The organism is Streptomyces sp. NPDC055749 (assembly GCF_053617235.1).
The window spans coordinates 50,638-63,709 of sequence record NZ_JBSHFH010000034.1; the positions used below are offsets into that span (position 1 = coordinate 50,638).

Consider the following 13,072-nt stretch of genomic DNA (forward strand, 5'->3'; position numbering starts at 1 on the left):
AGCCGGTCACGAGAGCAGGCCGCTCACCACGGCAGGTCGCGCACCTGCTGCACGCACAGCACGAGGAACAGCAGCCCGGACACCGCCAGCATCCCGTTGCTGAGCCAGCCGTTGCGCCATTCCGTGGGCGTGCGCGAGGAGTTGAGAAGCCAGATCAGGGTCAGGGCGAGGAACGGCATGAAGAAGGCGCCCAGCACCCCGTAGACGATGACCAGGCCGAACGGCTCGTCCAGCCACAGCAGCGTCATCGGCGGGAAGGTCAGCCACAGGACGTACGCGCGGAAGGGCACCGACTTCTCCTGCCGGGCGACCTGCGAACCGCCTCCGGCCTCGACCGGCGCACCGGCACCGCCCGCGGCCCGCTCCGCGCGGATGCGCTCGACGAAGTCGGCGAACATCAGGCTCACGCCGTGCCACACGCCGATGAGCGACGAGAACGACGTGGCGAAGAATCCGACCAGGAACAGCTTCGCGGTGACCGCGCCGAAGCGCTCCTCCAGGATCACCCCGAGGTCGATCAGACCGCGGTCGCCCTTGGTCAGCGCCAGCTGGGAGGAGTGCAGCAGTTCGGCGCCGACGATCAGCATGGCGACGACGAAGATCCCGGTGGTGATGTAGGCGACCCGGTTGTCGAGCCGCATCACCTTCATCCAGGAGGAGTTGTTCCAGCCCTTGGCGTTCACCCAGTACCCGTACGCGGCCATGGTGATCGTGCCGCCGACGCCGCCGATCAGCCCGAGCGTGTAGATCAGCGAGCCGTCCGGGAGTACGGGGGCGAGCCCCGCGATGGACGCGCCGACGTCCGGACCGACGCGCAGGGCGACGTAGACGACGACCACGAACATGACGCCGACCAGGACCGTCATGACCTTCTCGAAGACGGCGTACTGGTTGAACCAGACGAAGACCAGCCCGATCAGACCCGTGATGATCGCCCAGGTCTTCAGCCCCGGGCCGTCCGGGAAGAGCGCCACGATGGGCAGGGCGCTGGAGGACATGGCCGTCGCGCCGTAGATGAAGCCCCAGATGACGACGTACACCGCGAAGTAGACGGTGGTCCACGATCCCAGGGTGCGCCAGCCCTCGAAGAGGGTCCGGCCGGTGGCGAGGTGCCACCGGCCGGCCGCTTCCGCGAGGGAGATCTTGACGAGGCAGCCGATCACGGCCGCCCACATGAGGGTGTATCCGAACTTGCTGCCCGCGATCAGCGTCGCGACCAGGTCCCCGGCTCCGACGCCGGTGGCCGCGACGACGATGCCCGGTCCGATGTACTTCCAGCTCGACTTGCGTGGTCGGGAGTCGATCTCCCCTGTCCCTTTGGTTCCGCTGATCTCCGCCATGTCGATCAAAGAAGCGTAAAGAGATCGATCGCACAAGGGGATGGGCACCGACCGTGCCGGATCTCCAGGCAGTCCGCCCTAGATCACCAGACTGAGCAGCGCCGCGACCACGAACCCGGCTACCGACAGGACCGTCTCCAGGACCGTCCACGACTTCAGGGTGTCGCGCTCCGAGATGCCGAAGTACTTCGCGACCATCCAGAAGCCGCCGTCGTTGACGTGCGAGGCGAAGATCGAGCCCGCCGAGATCGCCATGATGATCAGCGCGAGGTGCGCCTGCGACATGTCCTGGCCCTCGACCAGCGGGACGACGATGCCGGCGGTGGTGACGATCGCGACCGTCGCCGAACCCTGCGCCACGCGCAGCACCACGGAGATCAGCCAGGCGAGCAGGATGACCGGCAGACCCACGTCGTTGAAGGTGTCGGCGAGCGCGTCCGCGATGCCGCTGCCCTTCAGTACGGCGCCGAAGATCCCGCCCGCGCCGACGACCAGCAGGATGTTGCCGACCGGCTTGAGCGAGGAGGTGGAGACCGACTCCAGGGACTTGCGGGACCAGCCGCGCCGGATGCCCAGCACGTAGTACGCGAGGAGCAGCGCGATCGTCAGGGCGACGAACGGGTTACCGAAGAACTCGATGACCGAGCGGAGGGTGGAGGGGTCCAGCGCGATGGAGGAGAACGTCGCGGCGAGGATCAGCACGAGCGGGGTGCCGATGATCGCGAGTACGGTCCCGAGCCCGACCGGGTCCTCGCGCGGGGTGACCCCGGCGGCCCGCTGCTCGGCGGCGACGGCGGCCTTGGCCTCCTCGGCGGCCTCGACCATGTCCTGCGGCACCTCGACGAAGATCCGCTTGCCGATCCAGGCGGCGTAGACCCAGGCGGCGAGCAGGGACGGGATGCCGACGACGGCGCCCATCAGGATGACCCAGCCGAGCGAGACGTTGAACAGTCCGGCGGCGGCGACGGGTCCGGGGTGCGGCGGCAGGAACGCGTGGGTCATCGAGAGACCGGCCAGCAGCGGCATCGCGTACAGCAGGATCGACTTGCCTGAGCGCTTGGCCGCGGCGTACACGATCGGCGCGAGGACGAAGATGCCGACGTCGAAGAAGACCGGGATACCGAAGATCGTGCCGGTGAGGCCCATGGCGAGCGGGGCGCGCTTCTCGCCGAAGAGGTTCAGCAGGCGGGTGCTCAACACCGCCGCCCCGCCGGAGACTTCGAGGATCGCGCCGAGCATCGTGCCGAGGCCGATGATGATCGCGACATGGCCGAGGATGCCGCCCATGCCCGATTCGATGACGGAGACTGCGGCGGATTTCTGCACCGTACCGAAGAGTTCGGTGACGGAGAGGCCCGCGCCGAGGCCGACGGCTATGGAGACCGCGAGCAGCGCGACGAACGGCTGGAGCCTGGCCTTGATGATCAGGAAGAGGAGGAGCGCGATACCGAGGGCTGCGACGGTCAGCAGTCCGGCGGTGCCGTCGATCAGCAGGAGGAGTCCACCGGTGTGGGGTGGCGTCTCGACCGGCGGTGGGGTGGCGGCGAGCAGCATGGGTAACTCCGGGGGGAGCGGGGGATTTCGGGCAGGGTGGGGCGCGGCACGGCGCTCCCGTGGTGCGGAGCGCCGCGCCGTGATGCGTGATGGTTCGGTGGGACAACTGCGTCGGCAGGATCGGCAGGATCAGCTGAGGACCGCGAGCGCGTCGATCTCGATGAGCAGGCCCTTGGGGAGGCCGACGTAGACCGTCGTACGGGCGGAGGGGGCCTCCTTCAGGTTCTGCTCGCCGAAGTAGGTGTTGTAGATCTCGTTCATCTCCGCGAAGTGGTCCACGTCGGTGAGGTAGACGCGCATCATCATCACGTCGTCCCAGCTCGCGCCGCCCTCCTCCAGGATCGCCTTGACGTTCGCGAAGGTCTGGAGGGTCTGCTCGCGCAGGGTGGGACCCGCGGGGGTGGGCGCCTGGCCCTCCACGGCGGGCAGGAACCCGACCTGGCCTGCGACCTGGAGGATGTTCCCCTTCCTCACGCCGTGCGAGAACTTCGCGGGCGGGGCGGTGTGGGTGCTCGGGGTGAGCGCGGTCTTCTCGGTCATGGTGGTTCAGGCTTTCTTCGTGGGGGCGTTGCCGGAGTACTCCCGGCTGATGGTGTCGGCGGTGCGACGCACCAGCGGGAGCAGGGTGAGGAGTTCCTCGCGTGTGACGACGACGTTGGGCGCGGACACCGACATGGCGGCGACGACCCGGCCGTCCGCGCCTCGGATGGGGGCGCCGACACAGTTGATGGACTCCTCGTGGCCACCGAGGTCGGTGGCCCAGCCCTGTTCGCGTACGACGGTGAGTTCCTTGAGGAACGCCACCGCGTTCGGGGTCGAACGGGACGTGTACATGGGGTAGTCGAGCTTGTCGGCGATCACTCGCCGGTCCGGCTCGGGGAGGTCGGCGAGCAGCAGCTTGGCGACCGCGGCGACGGTGATCGCGACGGGCTTGCCGATCCGCGAGTACATCCGGACCGGGTAGCGGCTCTCGACCTTGTCGATGTAGAGGACCTCGTTCTCCTCGTACACCGCGAGGTGCACGGTGTGCCCGCACTGCTCGTTCAGTTCGACGAGGTGGGGGTGGGCGATCTCCCGTACGTCGAGGTTCTCGACGGCTTCCTGCGCGAGCGCGAAGAGACGGGCCCCGAGGCGGTAGCGCTGGTCGCTCTGGCGGTAGACGAGTCCGTGCTCGTGGAGCGTACGGAGCAGACGCAGCGCCGTGGACTTGTGGACGCCGAGCCGCTCGGCGACCTGTCCGAGGTCGGCGGGCCCCTGGGCGAGCAGGGGCAGGATGCTCAGCGCCCGGTCGACAGTCTGACTCATGTCGCACGTACCTCCTGGTGGTCCCCGGTCCACCCGGGGCCGAGACGAAGTCTCCCCCAGGCGTCGTCGTCGAGACCCGCAAGGTGGTCGGCGTGGGCGCGGGCCGGGGGGTCGGTGAGGTCGCCGGGGACGGTGAGGACGGCGGCGGCCATCAGGTGCCCGTGCCGGGCGCGGTCGCGTACGGGGAGTCCGCGCAGGGTGGCGGAGAGGAACCCGGCGGCGAACGCGTCGCCAGCGCCGACGGGGGCGACGACATCCACACGGAGGGCGGGGACGTCGGTGGCGGCGTTCTCGGCCCCTCCGGCGTTCGAGGAGCGGGGCTGCGAGAAGACGGTCACCCCGTCCGCGCCCCGCTTCACGACCAGCACCGCCGGCTCCGGCAGCGCCTCCCGGATCGCGTAGACCCCACTCACACCCCACGCCTCCTCCGCCTCGTCCTCGCCGACGAACACGAGGTCCGAGCGGCGCGCGAGGTCGAGCAGGACATCCGGACCCGCGGCGGCGTCCCGCCACAGCCCGGGCCGGTGGTTCACGTCGAACGAGACCAGCGGACGGTCCTCCCGCGGTGCGGTCAGGTCCTGGAGCAGGTCCAGGCACTCAGCGGACAGCGCGGCCGTGATGCCGGACAGATGCAGGACCCGGCCGGAGAGCACGTCCTCGTACGGCACGTTCCGTACGGACATCGCGGACGCGGCCGACCCGGCGCGGTAGTACGCGACCTCGTGGACGTCCGTCGCCCGGTCCGTCGCCGTACGGAAGTAGATCCCGGTGGGCCGGTCCGGGTCGCGCCGCACCGCGCCGGTGTCGACCCCGTACCCCGCGACCGTCTCCACGAGGTGGTCGCCGAAGCCGTCCGTGCCGACCCGGCTGACCCACATCGCCCGGTGTCCGGCCGCCGCCAGCGCGCAGGCGACATTGGACTCGGCGCCACCGATCCCGCGCCCGAATTCGGGTACGTCGGCGAGGCGGCCGGGCCGTGAGGGCAGGAACGTCACCATGGACTCACCGAGACAGACGACATCGGTGGTCCTGGCGGCACGGGCGGCCGTCCCTGCTACGGGTCCGGGCACTCTGGGCTCCTCGCTGGTCAGCGTTCAGCGCCGGTTCTCACCATTGACCCGGCGTCGGCTCGGATGTTAGACAGCGTTAAGCGATATGCGCAATGGCTGTTGCATATGCTGCAACGACATGGTTGCAGCGAACATCTCTCTAGGAGGCTCCCTTGGCCGCCGACCACCCGGTCACCCTGGCCGGCATCGCCGACGAACGGGTCGACCACCGCTTCAAAGCGCTCCCGCCCGACGCGGAGGGTCTGACCGTCGGCGACCTGGCCGCCGAGCGCCGCAACCTCTTCACCGGCGGGTTCACCACACCGGTGCTGGCCCTGTCCGCGGAGTCGGTGGAGCACAACCTCGCCCTCCTCGAAACGTACGCGGTCCGCCACGGCCTGGCGTTCGCCCCGCACGGCAAGACCTCCATGGCCCCGCAGCTCTTCGCGGACCAGCTGGAGCGCGGCGCGTGGGGCATCACGGCGGCAGTCCCCCACCAGGCCAGGGTCTACCGGGCCTACGGCATCCAGCGGATCTTCCTCGCCAACGAGGTCGTCGACGCGGTCGCGCTGCGCTGGGTGGCGCGCGAGCTGGAGGCGGACCCGGACTTCCGCTTCGTCTGTTACGTCGACTCCGTCCGCGGCGTCGAGCTGATGGACGAGGCCCTGCGCGCGGCCGGCGCCACCCGGCCGGTCGACGTCGTGGTGGAGCTGGGCGCGGGCGACGGCGCCCGCACCGGAGCCCGTACGGACGCGGACTGCGCGGCGGTCGCGGAGGCGGTGGCCGGCGTGTCCACGCTCCGGCTGACGGGCGTCGCGGGGTACGAGGGCGAGGTGCCGGACGCCTCCCCCGAGCGGGTACGCGCCTGGCTGCGGCGCCTGGTCGCGGTGGCGGCGGACCTCGACAGGGCGGGCCGCTTCGCTTCGGCCGACGAGATCCTGATCAGTGCGGGCGGCAGCGCGTGGTTCGACGCGGTGGCCGAGGTGTTCGCGGAGATCCCCGAACTCTCGCTTCCGGTGTGCAAGTTGCTGCGCTCGGGCGCGTACGTCTCGCACGACGACGGCCACTACCTGCGCATCACCCCGTTCAACCGGGTCCCGGAGGAAGGCGCGCTTCAGCCCGCCTTCCGGCTCTGGGCCCAGGTGGTCTCGCGCCCCACCGGCGAGCAGGCGTTCCTCAACGCGGGCAAGCGGGACGCGGCGTACGACCTCGACCTCCCGCAGGCGCAGGTCGTCCGCTCCGCGCGGGACGGTTCGGTGCGCCCGGCGACTGATGTCACGGTCACGGGCCTCTCGGACCAGCACACGTGGCTGCGGACCGGGCCGGGCGCGGAGCTGGAGGTGGGCGACTGGGTCGGGATGGGGCTGTCGCATCCGTGCACGAGCTTCGACAAGTGGCAGCTGATTCCGCTGGCCGAGGCGGACGGCACGGTCACGGACTACATCCGCACGTTCTTCTGACCCCTACGGGGTGTACTTCCCCACCCCGCCCCTTCCCGTAACCGGGGCTCCGCCCCAGACCCCGGTCCTCAAACGCCGGACAGGCTGAAACTCAGCCTCGCCGGCGTTTGAGGCGCGGGGGCCCGGGGGCGGAGCCCCCGGTTCGGGAAGGGGCGGGGTGGGGAAGAAAAAGGCCCCTGAAAGGCGAGCCACACCATGGACCTGGTCATCCGCGACGCGACCGTCATCGACGGCACGGCCGCCCCCGCCCACCGCGCCGACGTCGCGATCGACGACGGCCGGATCGCCGTGATCCACCGTGAAGGCGACGGGCAACGCCCCACCGCCCGCCGCACCCTCGACGCCGACGGGCTCGTCCTCTCCCCCGGCTTCATCGACATGCACGCGCACAGCGACCTCGCACTGCTCCGCGACCCCGACCACAGCGCGAAGGCCGCCCAGGGCGTCACCCTCGAAGTCCTGGGCCAGGACGGCCTCTCGTACGCGCCCGTCGACGACCGCACGCTCGCCGAGGTGCGCAGGGCGATCACCGGCTGGAACGGCGACGGTTCGGACGTGGACTTCGACTGGCGCACAGTCGGCGAGTACCTGGACCGCCTCGACCGCAACTTCGGCGGCCAGGGCATCGCCGTCAACGCCGCCTACCTCATCCCCCAGGGCACGGTCCGGATGTACGCGGTCGGCTGGGACGACCGCCCCGCCACCGGGGCCGAGCTGAACCGCATGAGGGAGCTGGTCGCGCAGGGCATGCGGGAAGGCGCGGTGGGCATGTCCTCCGGCCTCACGTACACACCCGGCATGTACGGAGACGACGCCGAACTCACCGAGCTGTGCCGCGTGGTGGCCGAGCACGGCGGCTACTACTGCCCGCACCACCGCAGTTACGGCGCGGGCGCCCTCGCCGCGTACGAGGAGATGGTCGAGCTCACCCGTACCGCCGGCTGCGCGCTCCATCTCGCCCACGCCACCATGAACTTCGGGGTGAACAAGGGCAAGGCGCCCGATCTCCTCGCGCTCCTCGACAGCGCCCTCGGCGCCGGCGCGGACATCTCCCTCGACACCTACCCGTACACCCCCGGCTGCACCACGCTCGTCGCGATGCTGCCGAGCTGGGCGAGCGAGGGCGGGCCGGAGTCGGTGCTCACCCGGCTCGCGGATGACGCGACGGCGGAGCGGATCCGTCACCATCTGGAGGTGCTCGGCTCGGACGGCTGCCACGGGGTGCCGATCGAGTGGGACACCATCGAGATCTCCGGCGTCAGCGTGCCGGAACTCTCCGGCCATGTCGGCCGTACGGTCGCCGAGTCCGCGCGGGAGCGCGGCGAGGCACCGTGGGTCACCGCCCGCCGCCTGCTCATCGAGGACCGGCTCGGCTCGACGATCCTCCAGCACGTGGGGCACGAGGAGAACGTCCAGGAGATCATGCGCCACCGCGTCCACACGGGCGGCAGCGACGGCATCCTCCAGGGCGACAAGCCGCACCCGCGCGCCTACGGTACGTTCCCGCAGTATCTGGGCCGGTACGTGAGGGAGTTGGGCGTTCTCACGCTGGAGGAGTGCGTGGCCCACCTCACCTCGCGCCCGGCGGCCCGGCTGCGGCTGCCCGACCGCGGTCTCGTCCGCGAGGGCTACCGCGCGGACCTGGTGCTCTTCGACCCGGACACGGTGGCGGCGGGCTCGACGTTCGACCAGCCGCGCACCCTGCCCGTCGGCATCCCGCACGTCCTCATCGACGGCCGCCCTGTCATCGAGGACGGCAGGCGGACCTCGGTCCTCGCGGGGAAGGCGGTACGGGGAACCGGGCTCAGCGGCTGACCGGCTGCCGCTCCAGCATGTCCCCCGCCGAACCCGTGCGGTCCGTACGCTGCCAGCCCAGCCGGTTGCCGAGCAGGGCGGTGACCACCGACTGGACCACGACGAGATACATCAGCTGGCGGTAGACGAAGATCTGGAGCGGCAGCGTCCACAGCGGCTCGAACTTCTCCCGGTCCAGTCTCAGCGCGTACACCGCGCAGAAGACCTGGACCGTGGTGAAGCCGAGCCACACAAGACCTGCCTGCCCGGCGTCCCGGAAGAGCAGCCCGTACAGCGCGAACACGTCGACCAGCGGGGCCAGCAGCGGCAGGACCGTCTGGAAGAGCGCGAGATACGTCAGCCCGCGCCGCCCGAGCTTGCCGCCGGGGCCGCGCTCGAACAGCGCGCCCCGGTGCTTCCACATCGCCTGGAGAGTGCCGTAGCACCAGCGGTAGCGCTGCTTCCACAGCTGCCGGACGGAGGACGGCGCCTCGGTCCAGGCGATGGCGGACTCCTCGTAGACCACCCGCCAGCCGGCCCGGCCGAGGGCCATCGTGAGGTCGGTGTCCTCGGCGAGGGTGTCCTCGCTGACACCGCCGACGCCCATGAGCGCATCCCGGCGGAACGCGCCGATCGCGCCGGGCACGGTCGGCATGCACTCCATGACGTCGAACATGCGGCGGTCGAGATTGAAGCCGATGACGTATTCGAGGTGCTGCCAGCGGCCCAGGATTCCCTGCCTGTTGCCGACCTTCGTATTGCCGCTGACCGCGCCGACGCGCGGGTCGGAGAGCGGCTGGATCAGGTTGCGGATCGCCTCCGGCTCGAAGACGGTGTCGCCGTCGGCCATCACGACGATGTCGAAGTGGGCCCAGGCGAGACCGGTGTTGAGCGCGTTCGCCTTGCCCGCGTTGGGCTGACGGACCACCATGACGCGGCGGTCGGCGATCGACTCGGCTATCTCGTACGTACGGTCGGTGGAACCGTCGTCCACGACGATGACCTGCACGTACTCATGCGTGGATGCGAGCAGCGAGCGTACGGTCGCCTCGATGCCCGCCTCCTCGTTGTACGCGGGGACGATCACCGAGACCGGATCGGTGAGCGGGGGCGTGCGCGGAACACCCCGGCGTCTGCTCCGTTTCGCGCGCACCCGGCCCACATGCATCCGGGCGACGGTGAGGAGCAGGACGAGCCGCAGCACCGTGAGCACCCCGGCCACCACGAGCAGGCCGGTCATCGCGTCGGCGAAGGCGCGCGACAGCCGCTGCGCCAGGACGACCGCGGAGCCCTTCCACTCGGCGAACACGGAGACCTCGTACATCGCCGACGGCTGGCCGAGGCCCTGGCTGACGGTGGTGTAGTTCGGGTTGTCCGCGGCCTCCGTACGCAGCAGTTCCCCGGTCTGCCGCACGGCGTCGGCGGAGCCGGTGAACTGCCGCAGGGCGCCGCGCTCCGCGCTCTGCCCGGGGCTGTCCGCGGTGACGAGCACATAGCCGTCGATGATGGCTGCGCGCCCGGCCGCCCACTGCTCGGCGCAGAGCTTCTTGGTGGTGGTCGTGTGCGGCAGGCGCAGCAGCGGGGTGCCCGCGCCGGCGGTTCCGGCGAAGACGTTCTCGGTGAGGGAGAGTTCGAGGCCCGCGCGGATGCCGGTGACCGAGCCGAGGTCGGCGTCGGTGTAGGTGTGGGAGCCGATCTCGTGGCCCTCGTCCTTGATACGGCGTACGAGGTCCGGGTGGGCGGCGGCGTCGGTGCCGGTGAGGAAGAAGGTGGCCTTGGCCCGGTGCTCACGGAGCAGGTCCAGCAGGCGCGGGGTCCAGGCGGGGTCGGGGCCGCCGTCGTAGGTGAGGGCGACGTTGCCCGGCTGCATCTCGGACGCCCTGACCCCACCCGTCTTCGGGTCCAGGCGGACTACGGGACCGCCCTGGTAGGGGGCCTGCGCGGTGGTGCGGCAGGAGGTGGCGGCGGTCGTCGGGGCAATCTCGTGGCGGCCGTACCCGCTGAACAGGAGCGCGGTGGCGGCGGCGGCCAGCGTGAGTGTCAGCAGGACCCAGTGGGCTTTCGGCTCGCGGCGCTGCGCGTGCCTGGTCACTGCTTCTTCCCCTTGCCGGTCGCGGGGTCGGCCGGGGTGCCGCGGCCCTGGTTGCCCTCGGCGTTACCGGGAGCCGGGGCGGACGTCGTCGCCGCGGTCGGCGCGGGGGCGGAGGCGGAGGAGGAAGCGGGGGCGGACGTGCGGGGAGCCGGTGTCGTGGGCTCGGCACTCTCGGTGGCCGCCGCCGGGGCGACGGACCGCCCGGGGCCGGGTGCGTCGGTCGGCGTCGGCGAGTGCTCGGCACGGACCGGCGGCTTTCCGCCGCTGTCCCCGCTCCAGGGCAGCGAGCCGCCCGCCGGTCCCGAGCCGGACAGCCCCGCCACGACGGCGCCGAGGAAGAGGACGCAGGAGACTCCCAGCAACGCGGCCCCGTACTTCACGAAACGGCTGCGCCGCCCCGAGGCGTCGACGAACACCGCCTTGTTCTGGTGACTCCGGTGGCTCATGGCCGGGGATTGTACGGAGCGCGGCCCTTCACGGAGAAGCGCACTCCGATACCTGCACATACCGTCGGGACCCGGCTGCCGCGTGCGCTACGGCTTGGGCAGTGCGCACGCTTCCCGGCGGGGGCGTTCATGCCTGGGAGTCGCCCGCCACCGCTTGCAGCACCAGCACCGAGAGGTCGTCCTCCACCGGCCCCGCCCCGAAGTCGTGCGCGGCCCGGCGCACGTGCTCCGCAAGCGCCTTCGCGCCCAGCCCCCATCCCTGCCTGAGCACATCTGCCAGACCATCGTTGTCGTCCAACTGCCAGTTGCCACAACGGCGTTCGGTGACGCCATCGGTCACACACAACAGCGTTTCACCGGGCTGGAGACGCAAGGTGGTGGCCTGGAACTCGGTGCCCTCGTCGATGCCGAGCAGCATCTGGGGTTCCGATGCCGGCTCCACGCTGCCGTCGGCGAACAGATGCAGCGGCGGTGGGTGGCCCGCGCTGGCCACCGTGCAGCGGGCGCCGGCCTCACCGGGGACGACCGTCAGCTCCCCGTACAACAGGCTCAGAAAGCGGGTGGCCGCCTGCTCACCCTCGAGCGCGATGGCCTCCGCGCTCTCTTCGGCCATGGCGAGGTTCAGCCGGCCGAGCACCGACTCGACGCCATGGCCTTCGCGCGCCAGCAGCCGGACCAGGTGCCGGGCAAGGCCGGTGACGGACATCGCCTCCGGGTCCTTCCCCTGTACGTCCCCGAGCAGGAAGCACCAGCGGCCTTCGCCCATCGGGAAGACGTCGTAGAAGTCGCCCCCGACGGTCTGGCCCTCGCCGTGCGGCTCGTAGACGATCGCCGTGTCGACGCCGGCGATGCTGGCCAGCGACGCGGGCAGCTGCCTGCGCTGGAGCGCCACACTGATCGTGGTCTGCTTCATGTACTGGCGGGCGGTGAACACGGCTTGCGCGACCCGCCGGGCCACGTCGTCGACCATCCGCACCACGGCGTCGGTCATCTGCAGATGCCCGGCCCGGCCGAGCAGCAGGACGCCCAGGTAGGTGTCGCGGACGACGAGCGGGAAAGCGAAGGCGGACCCGCCGGCACGGTCGGCGCCGGCGCTCTCCGGCCACGGCCAGGGCGTGCCCCCCATACGGACCTCGGCGGACGGCGGAAGCCCTTCGAGTTCCTCGCGCAGCAAGACGATGCGCCGCTCGTCCACATGCCAGACCCGGGACAGCCGCAGGCTCGTCCGCCGGTCACCCAGCCAGATACCGCACCAGTCGGCGAGCCGGGGCACGAGCAGCTGGGCCGCCAGCGCGGTGACCATGTCCTGGTCGAGCTGACCGGCCAGGAGTTCGCTGGTCTCGGCGAGGAACGACGGGCCCCCGCGGTCGACCCAGTCCGCGGCGTACCCGTGGGCACGCGCCGGACGTACGGACGGCTCGGCGGGACGGGGCCCGGTGCCTCCGGGCCCTTCGTGACGGGTCCCGGCCGCACCGGGCTCGGCCGCGGAGGGCCGGGTGGTATCGGTCCCCGCGGCGTCCGGCTCCGAGGCCGCGGCCTCCAGCCTGAACCACACCCTCTTCTCCGAGCGCCGGTAGGTCACCCCCCATGCCTGGGAAAGGGCGCTCACGAGCTGGAGGCCGTAGCCGGGCTCTCCGTGCCGGGTGTCCACTCCGCCGCGTACCCCTCGGGAGGGGTGGCGGTCCGCGACCTCCACGACGACGGCCACCCCGGTCTCCGGGTGCCGCTCGACACGGCAGACCACTTCGATATCCGTGCCGGCGTAGATGACGGCATTGGTGACCAGCTCACTGACGAGCAGGACGGCGTTGTCGGCCAGCGCCTTGGGGACGGGCTCCGGAGCGGGGCGCGCCTCGGCATCGGCAGCCGCCCCGGCGACCGGCGCCCCGCCCCCGTCCGCGAGCGCCGAGCGAAGGAATCTCCGGGCCCGGGCGGCCGCGAGCTGGTTCGCGGGCAGCTCCTGCCGGGACACGAATTCGGCCGTGCGCGACGGCAACGGAGTCACGGCGCCCCCTGTGTCCATTAACTACGC

10 protein-coding genes are annotated in these 13,072 nt (G+C 71.2%); 2 read left to right on the top strand and 8 right to left on the bottom strand.

Features of this window, described 5'->3' with window-relative positions:
• Positions 1 to 23: 23 nt before the first annotated feature.
• The 5 genes from ACWGO0_RS24175 to ACWGO0_RS24195 form a co-directional block, all read right to left on the bottom strand.
• On the bottom strand, positions 24 to 1,340 hold the full coding sequence (locus tag ACWGO0_RS24175; RefSeq protein WP_453538683.1) for an Nramp family divalent metal transporter: 1,317 nt from the start codon (positions 1,338 to 1,340) through the stop codon (positions 24 to 26).
• A gap of 78 nt (positions 1,341 to 1,418) precedes the next feature.
• Complete coding sequence (locus ACWGO0_RS24180) at positions 1,419 to 2,894, bottom strand: GntP family permease (protein WP_453538686.1); 1,476 nt, start codon at positions 2,892 to 2,894, stop codon at positions 1,419 to 1,421.
• Positions 2,895 to 3,023: 129 nt separating this feature from the next.
• A complete protein-coding gene (locus ACWGO0_RS24185) occupies positions 3,024 to 3,434 on the bottom strand; it encodes a RidA family protein (protein ID WP_453538689.1) in 411 nt (136 codons plus the stop codon).
• A 6-nt stretch (positions 3,435 to 3,440) separates the two neighbouring features.
• Positions 3,441 to 4,199: an IclR family transcriptional regulator gene (locus ACWGO0_RS24190; protein ID WP_453538692.1), complete on the bottom strand. Its 759-nt coding sequence runs from the start codon at positions 4,197 to 4,199 to the stop codon at positions 3,441 to 3,443.
• The gene (locus tag ACWGO0_RS24195) at positions 4,196 to 5,269 is read right to left on the bottom strand and encodes a sugar kinase (RefSeq protein ID WP_453538695.1); all 1,074 of its coding nucleotides are present in this window, start codon (positions 5,267 to 5,269) and stop codon (positions 4,196 to 4,198) included. The genes ACWGO0_RS24190 and ACWGO0_RS24195 overlap by 4 nt, the downstream gene beginning before the upstream one ends.
• A 152-nt stretch (positions 5,270 to 5,421) precedes the next feature.
• Here ACWGO0_RS24195 and ACWGO0_RS24200 point away from each other — a divergent pair, with 152 nt between their 5' ends.
• On the top strand, positions 5,422 to 6,708 hold the full coding sequence (locus ACWGO0_RS24200; protein WP_453538698.1) for an alanine racemase: 1,287 nt from the start codon (positions 5,422 to 5,424) through the stop codon (positions 6,706 to 6,708).
• Between the two features lie 195 nt (positions 6,709 to 6,903).
• Positions 6,904 to 8,523 (top strand): N-acyl-D-amino-acid deacylase family protein, encoded by a 1,620-nt coding sequence (locus ACWGO0_RS24205; RefSeq protein ID WP_453538701.1) that lies wholly within the window; start codon positions 6,904 to 6,906, stop codon positions 8,521 to 8,523.
• Here ACWGO0_RS24205 and ACWGO0_RS24210 read toward each other — a convergent pair.
• From ACWGO0_RS24210 to ACWGO0_RS24220, 3 genes are all read right to left on the bottom strand, one after another.
• Positions 8,513 to 10,594 (bottom strand): bifunctional polysaccharide deacetylase/glycosyltransferase family 2 protein, encoded by a 2,082-nt coding sequence (locus ACWGO0_RS24210; protein WP_453538703.1) that lies wholly within the window; start codon positions 10,592 to 10,594, stop codon positions 8,513 to 8,515. The genes ACWGO0_RS24205 and ACWGO0_RS24210 overlap by 11 nt on opposite strands.
• Positions 10,591 to 11,040, bottom strand: a complete 450-nt coding sequence (locus ACWGO0_RS24215; RefSeq protein ID WP_453538706.1) for a hypothetical protein — start codon at positions 11,038 to 11,040, stop codon at positions 10,591 to 10,593. The genes ACWGO0_RS24210 and ACWGO0_RS24215 overlap by 4 nt, the downstream gene beginning before the upstream one ends.
• Before the next feature lie 127 nt (positions 11,041 to 11,167).
• A complete protein-coding gene (locus ACWGO0_RS24220; RefSeq protein ID WP_453538709.1) occupies positions 11,168 to 13,063 on the bottom strand; it encodes a SpoIIE family protein phosphatase in 1,896 nt (631 codons plus the stop codon).
• Positions 13,064 to 13,072 lie beyond the last annotated feature (9 nt).

Excerpts from the sequence above, each read along its gene's own strand:
- ACWGO0_RS24175 (WP_453538683.1), bottom strand. The coding sequence starts at position 1,340 with ATGGCGGAGATCAGCGGAACCAAAGGGACAGGGGAGATCGACTCCCGA.
- ACWGO0_RS24180 (WP_453538686.1), bottom strand. The coding sequence starts at position 2,894 with ATGCTGCTCGCCGCCACCCCACCGCCGGTCGAGACGCCACCCCACACC.
- ACWGO0_RS24185 (WP_453538689.1), bottom strand. The coding sequence starts at position 3,434 with ATGACCGAGAAGACCGCGCTCACCCCGAGCACCCACACCGCCCCGCCC.
- ACWGO0_RS24190 (WP_453538692.1), bottom strand. The coding sequence starts at position 4,199 with ATGAGTCAGACTGTCGACCGGGCGCTGAGCATCCTGCCCCTGCTCGCC.
- ACWGO0_RS24205 (WP_453538701.1), top strand. The coding sequence starts at position 6,904 with ATGGACCTGGTCATCCGCGACGCGACCGTCATCGACGGCACGGCCGCC.
- ACWGO0_RS24215 (WP_453538706.1), bottom strand. The coding sequence starts at position 11,040 with ATGAGCCACCGGAGTCACCAGAACAAGGCGGTGTTCGTCGACGCCTCG.
- ACWGO0_RS24220 (WP_453538709.1), bottom strand. The coding sequence starts at position 13,063 with ATGGACACAGGGGGCGCCGTGACTCCGTTGCCGTCGCGCACGGCCGAA.